We start from the raw sequence: 14791 nt of genomic DNA, 5'->3' as shown, positions 1-14791 counted from the left end.
GGAGGGGACCATGCGGATTCGTTACCGTCTGATGCTGACCGGCGCCGGCGTGCTCGCCGTGGCGCTGGGCGCCGTGGCGCTCTGGCCGGAGCCCGCGCCACCGGCGCCCCCGGCCGCGATGTTCGCCGCGTCCGAGCCCGAGCCCATGTCGCCACCACCGCCGCCCCCCGCGCCTCCGCCGCAGGTGGTCCCGGTGAGCACGGCCGCGCCGGAGGTGAGGGCTCCGGAGCCTCGGCATGATGGGCCCACCGTCACGGTGGCGCGGATGGAGCCCGAGCCCATGCCGCCGGAGCCGGAGCTGTCCCATCCTCCCCTGCAGTACAACGATGAATTGGAGCCCGAGCTGCCCCAGACGACCCAGTGGGAGCTGGAGAAGACCTCGCGCCTGGCGGCCCTGGTGGAGCGCGACGTGGTGCGGCTGGCGCGCGAGCGCGAGGACGCGCTGGCCCGGGGGGACCTCCAGCGGGGTGAGCAGCTCGACCTGATGCTCCAGCGCAACCTGGGGCAGCTGCGCGAGCTCCACGATGAGATTCGCAAGCTGGTGGCCGAGGTGAATGGCCTCGAGCTCACGGAGTGAGCGCGGGGCGCGTAGGGGTGCGCCGCGCTCCCAGCGGGCCCGACGCCGCGTAGCGACGGCGGCGCTTGGGGCCCTCGTGGGCACGCCTGGAGGCGCGCCACCCGGCGGAGACGTCAGGCGCGGATGCTCGTCTTTCGCGCGCCCTTGCGCTTGTAGGCCTTGCCTGCCTCGAGCGGCGAGGTGTCTCCACGTCCCGTCGTCTTCTTGGGCCGGCCCTCCTTGCGGTAGGCCGCGGCGGCCACCGTGGGCAGCGTCTTCCGCCGCGAGCTGCTGCTCTGGCCTGGCTCCGGTTCGGGCAGCTTGCGGCTCTTCGCCGTGAGGCCCGTTCCCGGCGTGTGGCGGGGACTGACGTTGCGGTCCTCGAAGGTCCGTTTGCCAATCGCCCGGCGGCCGCTCTTCTTTGCCTTGTGCGTGCTGTCCGCACCGGCGAGGTGCGCGTCCGTGGGCTTCAGCTCCAACGGGATTCCCCGCCGCTTCGCGCGCTTCACGCGCTCCGTCTGACTCTTCTCTGGCATGCATCCTCCCAGCGACACAGGTAGGGATGCAGGGTGCCGGATGCCAGGGAGCAATGGAGCGGACGGGCCCCGGTGCCCATGTCCGGCGCGAGGCGGCCTGCCCGTCGCGGCGCCCGGGGGCAGGTTGCATCCGCGTGTGTCCCGGTGCTCCCATGGCGTCACCGTGCGCCGCCTCCGGACGCCTCAGGCCGAGCCGTACTCCCTCGCGGACCCGGGCGAGCTCCGCATCGTCTGCCCTGGATGCGGGCATGCCGTCCCCGTGCTCGCCGAGGCGCGCTGCGCGAAGTGTGGTGCGGGCCTGGAGGCCACCCTGGAAGCGTCGCGAGGGCCACCGCCGCCGTTGCCGCCGCGTCGGCTCACCCGGGCACAGCGCTCGGCCGTCCTGCGCCCGTTGCGCCACACGCATCACGCCTGGGGGACGTTCTTCCTCTATTCCGGGGCGTTGGTGCTGCCGGTGGCGCTGGTGTTCGTGCGGCCCATGCTCCTGCAGGCCCTCATCTTCATGGGCATGGGGCTGCTGTTCCGGCGCGCCGGCTGGCCCGTGGCCGTTCGCCGCGAGCAGAAGCGCCGGCTGCGGGCCCTCATCTGGGGCCTGCCCGCCGCGGCTGAAATCACGCGGGTGGAGCGTCACGTCGTGCCAGGGCTGGAGGCGGGGCGGCGGGTGCAGCTCGACTATGGCTTCACGGTGCATGGCCGGCGCATCGAGGGCAGCCAGCCGTCGCCGCACGTCTCGGACCTGCAGCGGCATCCAGGGGAGCGCGTGTGGGCCGTCTACGTGCCGGAGGACCCCGACGCCAACGCGCTGTGGCCACCCGGGCCCTGAAACGGGCACGGCCCCTTCCAGGAGGTCACCGGGAAGGGGCCGTGTCGTGTGGCGGGGGTATCAGCCGCCATGGATGGGCAGGCGCTTCTTCGGCCCGCCCACGTGCTTCACGCCCATCTCGCTGGGGGCCTTCTTGCGGCCCTTGAGCGTGGTGGCCCGCCGCCGGTGGCTCTTGGGCTCATGTATCTCCGCGGCGGGGCCCAGCGTCGCGCGCTCCAGCGTCTTCTTCCGCCGCAGCGCGGCCGCGTCATCCCGGGGGAGCGTCTTGCGTCCCTTGCTGGCCTGTACGCTCGGCTGGGCTCCGTGCGCGTCGACCTGCCGCCTTTTCTTGATGCCTGCCACTTTCGTCCGAACGGCCATGTTGCCTCCCTCGGTGGTGAGGTAAGGACGGCGCCCCGGCTTTTCCATCCCCCTCCTGGGGACGGCGGAGGTCATTGCCCCCCTGCCTGCCAAGTGCGGGAGGCGCTCGATGCCTGTCGATGCCAGGCGGGGCGATGGGCGGGCTTCTGGCGCGGAACGGCAAAGCTTCGTGTCGCGCAGCCAGCTCGGACAATCGCTTCCGTGCCAGTGCGTGGCAGCAATGGCCGGGAGCTCGCTTCAGGCGCTGCGACTACGTCGACGACCCGTTGCCGCGCCGGGGCGGGCGGGTGCTGGTGGTGCTCTCCGGCGGGAAGAGCCAGCCATCCGCGCCACGCGGAGCGGTGGTCGTCGTCCGCGCCGTCGTGGAGGGCTCCAGGTGCAGGCCGCGGCAGCCGCGGCACCAGGACTGGGGCCGGCGCTCCCCGCGCATGACGCGGTAGCCGAAGTCCTGCGCGGTGGGGCCTCGGTGGCCACAGCGAGGGCAGGTGCTCAGGAAGGTGACCCCCGTCTCCTTCGCCTTCTGCCGGCCGTGCTCCACCACCAGCGCCAGCGCCGCGGCGAACCCCACCCGCCGCTCCACGGCGACATGGAACTTCCGCGCGCGCTTGCGGCCCTTGCCGCTCAGCACCGGTACCAGGTCCATGCCCCCAAGCAGGTTGCGCTGCTCGAGGATGCGCGTCGAAGAGCTGTTCGAGGTCGAGTGGCTCACAGGTCCACTCATACCGAGGCGGTCTGACATGCCCTGTGGAGGGGGATGCCCGCCGGTCCTCCCCTCGGAGGGATACTGATTGAAAGTTCAGTAAATCCGAGGCTCTACACATCCTCCCCTGTCGGTAGGAACGCTGGCGCCACGGGGACGGCCGTGGCGCCGGCCGCCTGCCTGCCCGGCTACTCCCCGCCGTCCGTGGCGGACGCGCCGCCGCTGCCCGACTCGCTGGTGCCGAAGACGGGCGTGCCGCCCGGCAGGCTCGGGTCGTGCGGGAGGCTGCCGCGCGGGCTGCGCAGGTAGACGAAGGGCGTGGCGAACAGGAAGTTGGACACCCGCGACGTGTAGATGTCCGCGTAGCGCTCCACCTGCCGGGCCAGGTGGCTCTTGTCGTTGCCCGCGCGCGTCAGCAGGCCCCAGATGGGGTTGGACAGCTCGGTGGCCGCGCGCGCCAGCGGACCCAGCTCCGCGTCCAGCGTCTCCAGCTCGGTGCGCAGCGCCGCCAGCCGGGCCACCAGCTCCGGCTCCGACGGCGTCTCCGCGCGCGGGCCGTACTGGAAGCGCCGCCGCTGGAGCTCCAGGCGAATCTGGCAGCTCTCCGCCTCCAGCCGCTCCTTCACCACCATGCGCTCGGCCAGCCGGGTCTCCGTGGCGCGGAAGGAGGCGATGGCGCGCACCTCGTCCTCCAGCTCGCGCAGGATGAGCGCGGTGCGCCAGCGCAGCACGTTCTTCGTCACGTGCACGTCGCCGAACATGTGGTCGCCCACGTAGAGAATCTGGTCGCCGCTCATGCCCAGGTGGCGCTCCAGTTCCACCGCGCTGCCGCCGAAGTACGGCGTGCCGGGCTTGAAGGGCCCCGTGTGCGGGCGCAGCAGGGCCTCGCCGCCCGTCTCCACCACCTCGAAGAGCGACGAGCGCGTGGTGAAGAACTCCGGCTTGCGCGCGGAGACAATCACCACGTCGAAGAGCTGCCGCCACGTCATGCCCGCCGGCAGGTGCCGGTCGAAGGCGAAGTGCATCATGGGCTCGGTGTAGGCCCACTCGCTGTTGGTGATGAGCAGCAGCTTCTTGCCGGCGTTGCGCTGGTCCAGCAGGGCCAGCGGCGTCTCCGGGTCGTCGATGACGTAGCGCTCCGGGTCGGCGATGATTTCCGCCTTCAGCTTCCCCTGCATGTGCGTGGCGTCCAGGTTCTTGCGCACGTGCTCGTAGAGGTCCGAGTAGCCCATGGGCCCCGGGAGCTGGCCGGCGTCCAGCCGGTCCACGAGCTGCGCGTAGATGCACGCCTCCGACAGCGAGAAGAGCGTGTTGAGGAACACCCAGCGGCGCTCGTGCAAGTCGATGATGGTGCGCGCGTACTCGTCACGCTGGGCCTCGAAGCTCATGGCCTGCGTGCCGTGCAGCGCCTTCTTCACGAAGCCGAAGCGGTTGGCCTTGAGGAGGTTGCCCTTCTCCGTGTCGATGATGAGGCCGCGCATCGACAGCTCGGGGTCGAACGAGAGGTCCGCCACGGGCCAGCCCTGCTCCACGAGCCGGTCGCGGATGTGCTCGTACGCGCGGCGCTCCCACGCCTCCACGTGGTAGTGGATGAGCGTGTAATCCATGTCGTAACCCACGGCCTTGATGGCGCGCAGGTTGAGGGTGCGGTTGCAGAACAGGCCGCGCTCGGGCGGTGGACCAGGAATGAACGGGCTCATGGCCCCCCTGGCTTGCCCCGGTGCGCGCCAAAAGTCGATGCTTTCGTCAGCGCCCGTCCGCTGGAGGGCAGAAACGCGGCGGCCCTGGAGACACCGCCGCGTCACCCGGGGCCTCCGCGGCCCCGCGCCGGGTCAGGCCTGCTTCGCGAGCTCGGCGTCGATGGCGCCCAGCAGGCGCGGGTCGTCCGCGGCGACGTCCGGGGCGAAGCGGGCCGCGACGCGCCCGTCACGCCCGATGAGGAACTTCTCGAAGTTCCACTGCACCTCCGGCACGGGGTTGGGGGTGATGCCGTAGCCCTGGAGCCGCGAGCGCATGGGCCCCTCGCCAATGGCGTCCGGGATGGCGCCCGTCAGCGCGTGGTAGAGCGGGTGCTTGTCCGCGCCCACCACCGAAATCTTGGAGAAGAGCGGGAACTTCACGTCGTAGGTCAGCGTGCAGAACTCCTTGATTTCCGCCTCGGTGCCCGGCTCCTGGCCCATGAAATTGTTGGCGGGGAAGCCCAGCACCTCGAGGCCCTCGGCGCGCTTGCGCTCGTAGAGCTTCTCCAGGCCTTCGTACTGCGGCGTCAGGCCGCACTTGGAGGCCACGTTGACCACCAGCAGGACCTTGCCCTTGAACTGGCCGAGCGTCTGCGGGGCACCGTCAATGGACTTCAGGGGGATGTCGTAGAGGTTCTGGCTCATGCCGCTCCTATAACCATTCATCGGGAGCCTGACGCCAGAGAGTATAAATTCCAGAAAATACGACTATCCGTGGGCAGACAGGAGGTAGGTTCCGCCTCCTCTTTCCAACCTTCCTCACTTGGAGGTCCGCCCATGACGTGGACGATTCGGAGCCTGCTCCTTGGTGTCTTCCTGCTGTCCGGCTGCAAGCACGCGGGAAGCGGTCCTGTTGCCCCCACCCCGACGCAGCCGCAGGCGTGTGACGCGTACCAGGCCAACATCTCCCGCGAGGCCGACGAGCGCGCCAGCCCGTGGAGCGTGGAGAAGCACCTGGCGCAGAACTTCCCCAGCAAGAAGGTGTCGTGGCTGATGACGGACGCCGCGTACCAGAACTTCGTGGTGACGCCGAACGCGCAGAACTTTGGCCGCTGCAATGACACGGGCTGTTACCTGTTCGCGGCGCCGTCGGAGAAAATCCAGGCCGCCGTCGAGAAGTCGATGGTGAACGGCGTGCATGACCCGGCGGTGATTGGCCAGGCGCTGGGGCTGCCGGCGAAGAACTTCGAGGGCCCGCTGCGGATGATGACGCTCGACCTGGCGGCCTCTGGCGTCTGCGTGCGCCTGCCCGTGGACAGCGACCCGGGCGTCTGGAAGTGCACCAGCGAGCAGGACACGGACTGCTTCAAGTTCGGCGGCTACACCTCCGGTGGCGTGCCCGAGCTGATGGTCATCAACGCGCCCGTCTCCCAGGCGGTGGTGACGGAGATTCCGTGAGCGAGGAGCAGGTCCTCATCCAGAGCCCGCTGATGTACCGGCTCGTGCGCGCGGGGGATGGGACGTTGTTCCTCGACGTGGTGGTGGGGGGCATCGCCCAGTTCACGGTGCGGGTGTTCCTCACCCCGCAGGAGGCCGAGGCCTACGCCCGGCTGGGCCGCCCCTACGCGGACCGGCTGGCCATGGACGTCATGGCCAGCCCCGCGTTCGGGGGGCGGGCGGTGCGCGTGCCGTAGCCGTGCGAGCGTGGGATTGCCGCTCCGGGCCGCCCGGTAGGGGCTCGGGGGCGGCGCCTCCTTCGGACCGGAGGGCCTTCGCGAATGCGCCGGGGCGCTCGGGTGTCGGATGCGGACGTGACGTCACATCCGGCGCCAGCGCCAGCAAGGAAGCGTGCATGAAGATGTTTGGGAGTGGAGCGGCCATGGCCGCGTGTGTGCTGGGGTTGACCGCTGCTTCGGCCCGCGCGGACGAGGCGTGGAAGACGGTGGCGGAGAAGCCCTACGTCGTGAAGGTCCGTCCCCGTCCAGGCACCGACGCCAAGGACGTGTGGGCGGAGGGCGAGCTGTCCGCGAGCGCCGCGGACGTGCAGGCCGTGCTGCGGGACGTGGACGCCTACCGGCACTGGATGCCGTACGTGAAGGAGTCGCGCATCCTGAAGGACCTGCCGGACGAGGGGCAGCTCACATACACGAAGCTCGACCTGCCGGTGGTGTCCGCGCGCGACTACATCAGCAACGTGGTGCTGGAGTCCAAGCTGGCGGAGGACGGCTCGGGCGTGTTCGCGCAGCGGTGGCACGCGGAGCCGGAGGCCATTCCCCAGCGGCGGGGGACGGTGCGCATCAAGCTCAATGAAGGAAGCTGGCGCGTGGAGCCTCGCGGCGAGGGAAAGTCGCATGCGGTGTACCGCTTCACCGTGGACCCGGGTGGCTCCATTCCAGGCTTCCTGGCGCGCATGGGCCAGAAGGACGCGGTGGAGGACACGTTCCGCGCCGTGGAGAAGCGCGCCCGGCAGCATGCCCAGACGCGGGCGCAGGCGAAGTGACACACGCGCGCTGCAACGGATGCAGGGCGCTGGCCAGGGGGCGCAAGGCTTGCGCGCCTTCAGGGCTGTAGCGCTCCGGAGCGCGAGGCACGCTTCCTGAAAAGCGTCACCTTCCACTGGAGCACGTATCTCCAGGATGCCCGCGGCAGGACGTGGCCGGGGTGGCCGCCGTGGGAGGCGAACATGGAGCTGCTGGCTCGGGAGGCCCAGGAAGCGTTGCGGCAACGCAGCCACCGGCTGCGCGCCCGTGCGTCATCGGAAGCGGGCCGCCTGGCCTTCACCGAGGCGGAGCAGCAGGAGCTGCGGGACATCGAGGACGCGCTCGCGCGCATCGCCCAAGGGGAGTTCGGCCGGTGCGCGCGCTGCGGCGGCGCCATTGGGCGGCACCGGCTGAGGGCCATCCCGGAGGCGCGTCACTGTCTGACGTGCGCGGCCCTGGAGCGCTGAGGGGCCTGCTCCCCGGCCGGTCGGGCGGGCAGCGTCGCCTGTTCGCCACTGCCTCGGGATGCGCTGGGAAAGAAGCCGTGCACGGGCCAGTGTCTAGGGGTATAGACAGGCCCGACATGTGTCCCATGGTGAAGACCGAAGACCTGATTGACGCTCAGGCGGTGGCCGGGTTGCTGCGCCTGCGCCACGCCAACAGCGTCAGCACCTACCTGCGCCGCTATCCCGACATGCCCCGGCCCGTCCTGGACCTGGGCGCCGGGCGGCCCCGGCTTTGGCTTCGTCCCCAGGTGGTGCGCTGGATGCGCGCCCGCAAGCCCGAGCAGCTCCGCGTTGGAGGTGAATCATGACCACTGCCGTTCCCCGTACCCCGCCCGCCGTCCTTCCCGGGCCCAACGACACCTGCTGGTGTGGCAGCGGTACCAAGTACAAGAAGTGCCACCGCGGCGCGGATGCCGCGGAGGCGCGCAAGAAGGGCGCGGACGTCGTCCGCAAGGGCATCCGCCCGGGCGTCATCAGCCCTCGCCGTGACGTGCCCCTGCACATCCCCCGTCCGGACTACGCGCTGACCGGCCGGCCTTCTCGCAAGGACCCCGGCTCCGACATCAAGTCGCCGGACGTCATCGCCCGCATGCGCAAGGCGTGCAAGGCCGCCGCCGAGGTGCTCCAGGAGGTGTCCGCGCACGTGCGTCCGGGCATCACCACGGACGAGCTGGATGCGATTGCGCACGAGGCCTACATCAAGCGGGGCGGCTACCCGAGCACGCTCAACTACCACCGCTACCCGAAGTCGCTCTGCACCTCCATCAACGAGGTCATCTGCCACGGCATCCCGGACAGCCGGCCGCTGGAGGACGGAGACATCATCAACCTGGACATCACCATCTACCTGGATGGCGTCCACGGTGACTGCTCGGCGACGTACTTCGTGGGCAACGTGGACGAGGAGAGCCAGCGGCTGGTGCGCGTGACGCGCGAGTGCCTGGACCTGGGCATCGCCGCGGTGAAGCCCGGCCGGCCCATCAGCGACATCGGCCGCGCCATCGAGGCGCATGCCACGAAGAACGGCATGAGCGTGGTGCGCGCCTACTGCGGTCACGGCATCGGCGAGACGTTCCACACCTCGCTCCAGATTCCGCACTACTACGAGCCCGAGGCCGACACCATCATGCAGCCCGGCATGATTTTCACCGTCGAGCCGATGATCAATCTGGGCGGCTGGGGTCACCGCACCTGGGATGACGAGTGGACCGCCGTCACCGCCGACGGCAGCCGCAGCGCCCAGTTCGAGCACACCCTGCTCGTCACCGAGCAGGGCGCTGAAATCCTCACCGTGGCGTGAGGACATGGATGCGCGCGGCCGGGCACGCCTCTGGCCGCGCGGTCCTGGGCCGCCGTCCAGGCGGCAGCGCAGGGCGGGGCGCGGTGGTCATGTCCCGGAGCGAGGCATTCCGCTCGGGAGCGGCCTGGCTCAGCGCGCGGCGCCCGGCTCGAAGCGCGCCAGGAAGACCTTGAACAGGAGCGACGCGAAAATCGGACGCGGCGCCAGGAAGCCGGCCTGGGCGAGCAGCTCGAACATGGCGGCGTCGGACGCGATGGGCTTGAGCTCCTCGAGGCGCTGGCGCCGTTGCTCCAGTTTCTCGGCGGGGATGCCGTATGCGCGCAGCCGCCGGAACTCCACGTGGGTCAGCACGTCGTCCTTGCCGACGCGGCAGCCCACGACGATGGGGGCTCCGGGCTTGAGGCGCCGGCCCACCTCCCGAAGCAGCCCGAGGCGGGCCGCTTCACCCTCCACGTGGTGGAGCACGCCCATCACCTGGGCGCCATCGAAAGCGGGCCCGGGGGGCAGCGTGTCCAGGGTTCCCTCGTGCAGGTGCGTGCGCGAGAGCAGCCCTTCCTCCTCCAGTCGTCTGTGGGCAACGGCGAGCATGGCGCCCGAGGGCTCCACGCCCGTGAAGCGCCAACCCGGTACGCCGAAGCGGGTGTAGGGCATCAGCTCCGCACCCGTGCCCACGCCGACGAAGAGGAGCGACGCGGCATCCTGGCCGTCGAGCTGGGCGGTGAGGGCGCTGACCCCCAGCTCGTAGAGGGCCTCGCTGCCCGCGAGATTGATGGACGCCTGCGCGTCGTAGTGGGCCGCGCGGTCCGGGCCGAAACCCATCACGATGTGGTGGGCGGGGTTGTGGTCGTGCGCCATGACATGTCCTCGAAAAGGCGGGGTTGGATTCGAGGATGCGCCCCGGGGCTGGTGAAGGGGAGGGCGGGGATTCAGGTGGGATCGGCGGAAACGCAGGTCCCGTCACGGGGCGGGTCCAGCACGGCCGGCGTCCAGGCGGGTGAGGCCGACGGCGCCACGCCGAAAACGCGGCAGGGCCACACCAGACTTGTGGGCGACGACGTCGAGCATCACCGCAGGGGCTGCCATCGGGCATTTTGATAGAACTCGGCCCAGAAGCCCTGACCATCGGCGGGGGCGATGAGCTTCTCTGGCGTCTTTCGCATCGTCCAGGTGCCGAGCTGCTGGCCGTCGAAGCCGTAGTGACGGACGCGTCCCGTGTGGCGCCTCAGTCCTTCAGGTGGCTGGGACTCGACGAGGAGGAAGCCTTTGCCATCCGCGGTGGGCTCTACCTTCGGTGTGTATTGCCAGCTCATGTCCTGGAGCACGACGGCGGGCTTGCTGGTCCGCAGGTCCAGGACGACCAGGAATTTGCCCGAAGGGGGGAGGTCGCCAGTTCCGGCGCCCCAGACGACCAGGTGCCTTCCGTCGGGAAGAAACTCGAAGTCCGCGTCGCGGTTGGGCGGCACATTGAGCGTCGTCGTGTCGCGCGCCTTCGGTGGCCACGTTCCCAGGGGATACCGGGTGACCACCAGCTGGTGCTTCCTGAAGCCGGAGTGCTCGTGCCAGCAGGCGATGAGCAGCTCCTCGTCTGATTCCGCGAGCTGGCACCGCTGGCGACTGACGGGAAGGGGCGTGAGGATGCGCAGCTTCGCATCCACATGGAGGACCTCCAGTTCGCTCTCCCATTCGTCGGACCAGGTGTAGATGCGGTCCGTTACCCGGCCCACGTAGACGTGCCTGCGGACGCCGGCGACTTCGAGCATGTCGGTTCCGGCGGGAACCAGGCTCTCCAGGGGGATGCCCTTCTCGTTCTCCAGGTCGAGGATGCACGACGTGGCGAGCGCCTCTCCGGCCCGGCTGAACGTGAACAGCCTGCGGAGCTCATCGATGCGCCGCTCGTCCGGAAACCCCGTGGCAATGAGGAACGCCCGCTTGCCTCCAGAGAAGAGGCGGAACGTCGAGTTCGAACCGAAGAAGCCCGGCGGCACGCACCCGAACCGTTCACGGGGGATGCGTTTCTCCACGGTTCCCTGGCGCCGCACCAGATGGTCGTCCTGGACATAGGCCAGCGTGGTGCGTTTCGGGTCCGTGAACACAGCCCCACGGGTGAGCTCGATTTCAGGCGTGCAGCCCGCCACGAGGAGCAGGACCAGCAGCCCTCGGTGGGTGGCCGCGCGGATGCGCCTTGGATGCAGGGGTAGAGTCAAAGCAGCCGGGACGATTGACGCCGTGCCTGGGGCGGTCAATGCACAGTCCTGCTGGCGATGCGGCAGCACAGTTCGGATGCGCTACGGCGCTACTGCGCCTTCTTCCAGGCTTGGAGTTTCTGGCATTCGGGGGACGCGACCGTCGACTCCGCCATTCCGCTTTCGAGGATGTTGATGGCGTCCCGCACGTGGAGGTTCGCAACGGCCTCGATGCCACGACGCACCCGCGGGGCCAGACGCTCGCCGCGCTCGGAGAGGAAGCGCTTGAGGCCTGCGTTCCATTGCTCTCGCGAGGGAGGGGCATTGTCGCTCCCCAGGGCCAGGAGGGCTCGGCAGAGGGCGGCGTAGTCCGCGCGTATCCGGGTGAGTGCGGCGGTCCGCTCCGCTTCCGTGGTCCGGAACCGCGCCCACACTTCCACCTGGACCTGCGCATCCTTCTCCCCTGGGAAGGTGGGGAAGGTCCAGTTGCTCACCACGTTCTCGGCGCAGGAAGTGTCGAGGTAGAGCGCGCGCACGGCGAAGAGGCCTGGCCGGCGGAAGTCCTTGTGGAGCTTGCCGTCCGGCGTCAGGGTGAGGCGCAACTGGATGCGGTCATCCGCGTCGGGCGGCGCGTTCCACGGCAGGAACTCCATCGTGTGGGGCGAGGCGCCGGCCTTGTGGCGATACTCGACCAGGCGCATGCAGGCGCTCAGGGCCTGGCGTTGGCTGTCAAAGGCGCGGCGCACGGCTTCGGGCGTGAGGCCTGGCGTGGTCTCCACCCGCTGGGCGGGGGAGACCTCCGCGGCCTGGGCGGAGCCGAGCGAAGACACGACCGCCAGGAGCGACACGAAGCGTCGACACGTATGAGCGAAGTGCATGGCGCGCACCATACCCAGAACGAGGAGGGCGCAGCCCGCGAGGTGTGTATGGAATGCCGCGGGCGTCCGCCCCCGGGAGGCGCGATGAATTGAAAGCAGGGGCCCAGGTGCAACACGGAAGTCGTGTCTGCTAGGTTCCTTGGCCCTCAATCCCTAGACATTGAGACGCTCAATGCATCGACACCGTGGATTCGTTCTCAACGCCTTGTTGGTGATGGCGTTGCTCTCCTTGAGTTCAGGCTGTGGCTCGGACTCCGGGCCGCCCGATGACTGCCCAGGCTCGTCCACCAACTGCCTCCCCGACGCGGGCCAGCCCGATGCGGGAGAGCCTGACGCGGGAGAGCCGCCCCTGACCGCGCCTGCCGTCGTGGCGAGCACGCAGTCCGCTGTCAACGTCGTTCCCGGTGAGAGCGTCACCTTCCACGTCACCGCGGAGGATGACAGGACGTCCGAGCTCGCCTTCGCCTGGACGGCCAGCGCGGGGACGCTCGGGACGCCGGTGAGCACGGCCACGACGAGCGAGGTGACGTGGACGGCTCCGTCCTGCACGCCCACGGGGACCCGCTTCACCGTCACCGTCACCGTGACGGATGGAGATGACCAGTCGACCTCGGAGCCCTTCCTGCTGGCCGTCCGTCCCTGCGCCGCGCCTCGTGTCGCCGCGGGCGTCGACCATTCATTGACCCTCCGTGAGGACGGCACCGTGTGGTCCTGGGGCGTCAACACCTATGGCCAGCTCGGTGATGGAACCGTGATTGACCGTTCCTCGCTCGTGCGGGTCGTTGGGCTGACGAATGTCGCCGCCATTGCCGCGGGCTTCTTTCACTCGCTGGCCCTGAGGAGTGATGGCACCGTCTGGGCCTGGGGGCACTACCTGGACGGGCCGACCGAGGGCTCCGTGCACGCCACGCCCGTGCAGGTGGCTGGACTCACGGACGTCATCGCCATCTCCGCGAACGGCTACCATTCCCTCGCGCTCCGCGCCGATGGCACCGTCTGGGCCTGGGGAGAAAACAGCTCCGGCGAGCTGGGAGATGGGACGACCACCCCCCGCGCCACGCCCGTGCAGGTTCCCGGCCTGACTCGCGTCACCGGGATTGCCGCGGGCTTCTACCACTCCCTGGCGGTGCTTGCCGACGGCACCGTCTGGGCCTGGGGAGACAACGTCTACGGCCAGCGGGGGGATGAAGCGCTGTCCGCCCGCGCCACGCCCGAGCAGGTGTCCGACCTGGACAACGTCATCTCCCTGGCGGCGAGTCACGGCCATTCCCTGGCGCTGCGAGCTGACGGAAGCGTCTGGGCCTGGGGGAGAAACGCCGATGGAGAGCTGGGCGATGGGGCGATGGCCACCCGGCGCACTACGCCCGCCCAGGTGTCAGGGGTGACGGAGGTCAGTGCCATTGCCGCCAACGGCGTCCACTCGCTGGCTGTGCGCGATGACGGGAGCGCCTGGTCCTGGGGGGGCAACTACCGAGGGCAGCTCGGTGATGGGACGACCACGAGGCGGCTGGCGCCCGTGCAGGTGACCGGGGTCGCGGGGGTCACCGCCATCGCCGCGGGCAATTCTCACTCCGTGGCCTTCCTCGGTGACGGCACCCTGCGGACCTGGGGCCATAACGGCCAGGGCCAGCTCGGCGTGATGGTCACCGCCAACCGAAACCAGCCCACCCAGGTTCCGGGGCTGACAGGGGCTACGTCCATCGCCGCGGGGAACGACCACTCGCTGGCCGTGCGTGACGACGGCACGGTCTGGTCCTGGGGCGGCAACGACAGTGGGCAGCTTGGCGATGGAACGCACGATATCCGTGTCTCCCCCGTGCAGGTGTCTGGGCTGACCGGCGTCATCGCCGTGGCGGCGGGGGACGCGCACTCGCTGGCCCTGCGCAATGATGGCGTGGTCTGGGCCTGGGGCTGGAACAGCTCCGGACAGCTGGGCGACGGGTCGACGTCGGTCTACAGCAACGTTCCGGTGCAGGTGACTGGATTGACGGGCGTCATCGCCGTGGCGGCGGGGGGCAGCCGTTCGCTGGCCCTGCGCAACGACGGGACGGTCTGGGCGTGGGGGAGCAACCACAGGGGCCATCTCGGCGATGGGACCACTGTCAACCGCTCCGAGCCAGTCCAGGTGTCAGGGCTGAGAGGCATCACCGCCATTGCCGCGGGCGAATTCCACGCGCTGGCGCTCCGCGATGACGGCACCGTCTGGGCGTGGGGGAGCAACTCCTCGATGCAGCTCGGTGATGGGACGCAGATCGACCACCCCACCCCTGTCCAGGTGCCCGGGCTGGTCGATGTCGTCGCCATCGCCGCGGGCCACTACCATTCGCTGGCCCTGCGTGAGGACGGCACCGCCTGGGCCTGGGGGTTCGGATACTACGGCCAGCTCGGCACTTCGGGGGGCAGCACCGGGGTGCCTGCGCAGATGCTCGGACTGACGAACATCCAGGGCCTTGACGGCGGGGGGGAGCATTCGCTGGTGCTCGATGAGGACGGAACCGCCTGGGCCACGGGCCGCAACAACTTCGGCCAGCTCGGCGACGGAACGGGTCTTCCCCGCGAGCGCGCGGCCCAGGTGCCGGGCTTGTCCTCCGTGAGCCGCATTGCCGCGGGGGAGGGCCATTCCCTGGCCCTCCATACGGACGGCTCGGTGTGGGCCTGGGGGGATGGCCGTGACGGCCAGCTCGGCGTTGGTGTGAAGGCCGACCAGCCGTTGCCCGTCCAGCCCGAACTGCCCTGAGGTATCGGGCTGGAATGGGCCGCCGTCGCCCGTGGCCCATTCCAGCCCATGCT

17 protein-coding genes are annotated in these 14791 nt (G+C 69.9%); 9 read left to right on the top strand and 8 right to left on the bottom strand.

What is annotated here, in order from left to right; genetic code table 11:
* Nucleotides 1-10 precede the first annotated feature (10 nt).
* Nucleotides 11-577, top strand: coding sequence for a hypothetical protein (locus VZL07_RS12395; protein ID WP_426755717.1), 567 nt, complete (start codon nucleotides 11-13; stop codon nucleotides 575-577).
* A 113-nt stretch (nucleotides 578-690) separates the two neighbouring features.
* On the opposite strand, the gene VZL07_RS12390 is transcribed toward VZL07_RS12395, so the two are convergent.
* Nucleotides 691-1092, bottom strand: coding sequence for a hypothetical protein (locus VZL07_RS12390; protein WP_426755716.1), 402 nt, complete (start codon nucleotides 1090-1092; stop codon nucleotides 691-693).
* 163 nt (nucleotides 1093-1255) lie between these two features.
* Here VZL07_RS12390 and VZL07_RS12385 point away from each other — a divergent pair, with 163 nt between their 5' ends.
* Complete coding sequence (locus VZL07_RS12385) at nucleotides 1256-1915, top strand: hypothetical protein (RefSeq protein WP_426755715.1); 660 nt, start codon at nucleotides 1256-1258, stop codon at nucleotides 1913-1915.
* 60 nt (nucleotides 1916-1975) lie between these two features.
* On the opposite strand, the gene VZL07_RS12380 is transcribed toward VZL07_RS12385, so the two are convergent.
* From VZL07_RS12380 to VZL07_RS12365, 4 genes are all read right to left on the bottom strand, one after another.
* Entirely contained in the window at nucleotides 1976-2275 is a 300-nt protein-coding gene (locus tag VZL07_RS12380) for a hypothetical protein (RefSeq protein ID WP_426755714.1), read from the bottom strand.
* Nucleotides 2276-2525: 250 nt separating this feature from the next.
* The gene (locus VZL07_RS12375) at nucleotides 2526-3014 is read right to left on the bottom strand and encodes a hypothetical protein (protein ID WP_426755713.1); all 489 of its coding nucleotides are present in this window, start codon (nucleotides 3012-3014) and stop codon (nucleotides 2526-2528) included.
* Between the two features lie 149 nt (nucleotides 3015-3163).
* Nucleotides 3164-4675, bottom strand: coding sequence for an HAD-IG family 5'-nucleotidase (locus tag VZL07_RS12370; RefSeq protein WP_426755712.1), 1512 nt, complete (start codon nucleotides 4673-4675; stop codon nucleotides 3164-3166).
* A gap of 132 nt (nucleotides 4676-4807) precedes the next feature.
* Nucleotides 4808-5359, bottom strand: a complete 552-nt coding sequence (locus VZL07_RS12365; RefSeq protein WP_426755711.1) for a glutathione peroxidase — start codon at nucleotides 5357-5359, stop codon at nucleotides 4808-4810.
* A 132-nt stretch (nucleotides 5360-5491) separates the two neighbouring features.
* On the opposite strand from VZL07_RS12365, the gene VZL07_RS12360 reads away from it, so the two are divergent.
* From VZL07_RS12360 to map, 6 genes are all read left to right on the top strand, one after another.
* A complete protein-coding gene (locus VZL07_RS12360) occupies nucleotides 5492-6112 on the top strand; it encodes a hypothetical protein (RefSeq protein ID WP_426755710.1) in 621 nt (206 codons plus the stop codon).
* The gene (locus VZL07_RS12355) at nucleotides 6109-6348 is read left to right on the top strand and encodes a hypothetical protein (protein ID WP_426755709.1); all 240 of its coding nucleotides are present in this window, start codon (nucleotides 6109-6111) and stop codon (nucleotides 6346-6348) included. Before VZL07_RS12360 ends, VZL07_RS12355 begins: the two co-directional genes overlap by 4 nt.
* A gap of 158 nt (nucleotides 6349-6506) precedes the next feature.
* A complete protein-coding gene (locus VZL07_RS12350) occupies nucleotides 6507-7154 on the top strand; it encodes an START domain-containing protein (protein ID WP_426755708.1) in 648 nt (215 codons plus the stop codon).
* Between the two features lie 183 nt (nucleotides 7155-7337).
* On the top strand, nucleotides 7338-7601 hold the full coding sequence (locus VZL07_RS12345; protein WP_426755707.1) for a TraR/DksA family transcriptional regulator: 264 nt from the start codon (nucleotides 7338-7340) through the stop codon (nucleotides 7599-7601).
* A gap of 125 nt (nucleotides 7602-7726) precedes the next feature.
* On the top strand, nucleotides 7727-7948 hold the full coding sequence (locus VZL07_RS12340) for a hypothetical protein (RefSeq protein ID WP_426755706.1): 222 nt from the start codon (nucleotides 7727-7729) through the stop codon (nucleotides 7946-7948).
* Nucleotides 7945-8940, top strand: coding sequence for a type I methionyl aminopeptidase (gene map / locus VZL07_RS12335; RefSeq protein ID WP_426755705.1), 996 nt, complete (start codon nucleotides 7945-7947; stop codon nucleotides 8938-8940). The genes VZL07_RS12340 and map overlap by 4 nt, the downstream gene beginning before the upstream one ends.
* A gap of 129 nt (nucleotides 8941-9069) precedes the next feature.
* Here map and VZL07_RS12330 read toward each other — a convergent pair whose 3' ends face one another.
* The 3 genes from VZL07_RS12330 to VZL07_RS12320 all read right to left on the bottom strand — a co-directional run bounded on the left by VZL07_RS12330 (nucleotide 9070) and on the right by VZL07_RS12320 (nucleotide 12001).
* Entirely contained in the window at nucleotides 9070-9795 is a 726-nt protein-coding gene (locus tag VZL07_RS12330) for a class I SAM-dependent methyltransferase (RefSeq protein ID WP_426755704.1), read from the bottom strand.
* A gap of 209 nt (nucleotides 9796-10004) precedes the next feature.
* Complete coding sequence (locus VZL07_RS12325) at nucleotides 10005-11144, bottom strand: hypothetical protein (RefSeq protein WP_426755703.1); 1140 nt, start codon at nucleotides 11142-11144, stop codon at nucleotides 10005-10007.
* An 89-nt stretch (nucleotides 11145-11233) separates the two neighbouring features.
* On the bottom strand, nucleotides 11234-12001 hold the full coding sequence (locus tag VZL07_RS12320; RefSeq protein WP_426755702.1) for a hypothetical protein: 768 nt from the start codon (nucleotides 11999-12001) through the stop codon (nucleotides 11234-11236).
* 172 nt (nucleotides 12002-12173) lie between these two features.
* On the opposite strand from VZL07_RS12320, the gene VZL07_RS12315 reads away from it, so the two are divergent.
* Nucleotides 12174-14738: an RCC1-like domain-containing protein gene (locus tag VZL07_RS12315; RefSeq protein ID WP_426755701.1), complete on the top strand. Its 2565-nt coding sequence runs from the start codon at nucleotides 12174-12176 to the stop codon at nucleotides 14736-14738.
* Nucleotides 14739-14791 lie beyond the last annotated feature (53 nt).

The sequence above is a fragment of the Pseudomyxococcus flavus genome (assembly GCF_050038885.1).
Classification (GTDB): Bacteria; Myxococcota; Myxococcia; order Myxococcales; family Myxococcaceae; genus Myxococcus; species Myxococcus flavus.
The sequence above is the reverse complement of the archived record's forward strand: the minus strand, read 5'-3'. Positions and strand labels throughout refer to the sequence as shown.

Bases quoted from the DNA above. Each gene is read 5' to 3' on its own strand.
- VZL07_RS12395 (WP_426755717.1), top strand. From the start codon at position 11: ATGCGGATTCGTTACCGTCTGATGCTGACCGGCGCCGGCGTGCTCGCC.
- VZL07_RS12390 (WP_426755716.1), bottom strand. From the start codon at position 1,092: ATGCCAGAGAAGAGTCAGACGGAGCGCGTGAAGCGCGCGAAGCGGCGG.
- VZL07_RS12380 (WP_426755714.1), bottom strand. From the start codon at position 2,275: ATGGCCGTTCGGACGAAAGTGGCAGGCATCAAGAAAAGGCGGCAGGTC.
- VZL07_RS12375 (WP_426755713.1), bottom strand. From the start codon at position 3,014: ATGTCAGACCGCCTCGGTATGAGTGGACCTGTGAGCCACTCGACCTCG.
- VZL07_RS12370 (WP_426755712.1), bottom strand. From the start codon at position 4,675: ATGAGCCCGTTCATTCCTGGTCCACCGCCCGAGCGCGGCCTGTTCTGC.
- VZL07_RS12365 (WP_426755711.1), bottom strand. From the start codon at position 5,359: ATGAGCCAGAACCTCTACGACATCCCCCTGAAGTCCATTGACGGTGCC.
- VZL07_RS12360 (WP_426755710.1), top strand. From the start codon at position 5,492: ATGACGTGGACGATTCGGAGCCTGCTCCTTGGTGTCTTCCTGCTGTCC.
- VZL07_RS12350 (WP_426755708.1), top strand. From the start codon at position 6,507: ATGAAGATGTTTGGGAGTGGAGCGGCCATGGCCGCGTGTGTGCTGGGG.
- VZL07_RS12345 (WP_426755707.1), top strand. From the start codon at position 7,338: ATGGAGCTGCTGGCTCGGGAGGCCCAGGAAGCGTTGCGGCAACGCAGC.
- VZL07_RS12340 (WP_426755706.1), top strand. From the start codon at position 7,727: ATGGTGAAGACCGAAGACCTGATTGACGCTCAGGCGGTGGCCGGGTTG.
- map (WP_426755705.1), top strand. From the start codon at position 7,945: ATGACCACTGCCGTTCCCCGTACCCCGCCCGCCGTCCTTCCCGGGCCC.
- VZL07_RS12330 (WP_426755704.1), bottom strand. From the start codon at position 9,795: ATGGCGCACGACCACAACCCCGCCCACCACATCGTGATGGGTTTCGGC.
- VZL07_RS12320 (WP_426755702.1), bottom strand. From the start codon at position 12,001: ATGCACTTCGCTCATACGTGTCGACGCTTCGTGTCGCTCCTGGCGGTC.
- VZL07_RS12315 (WP_426755701.1), top strand. From the start codon at position 12,174: ATGCATCGACACCGTGGATTCGTTCTCAACGCCTTGTTGGTGATGGCG.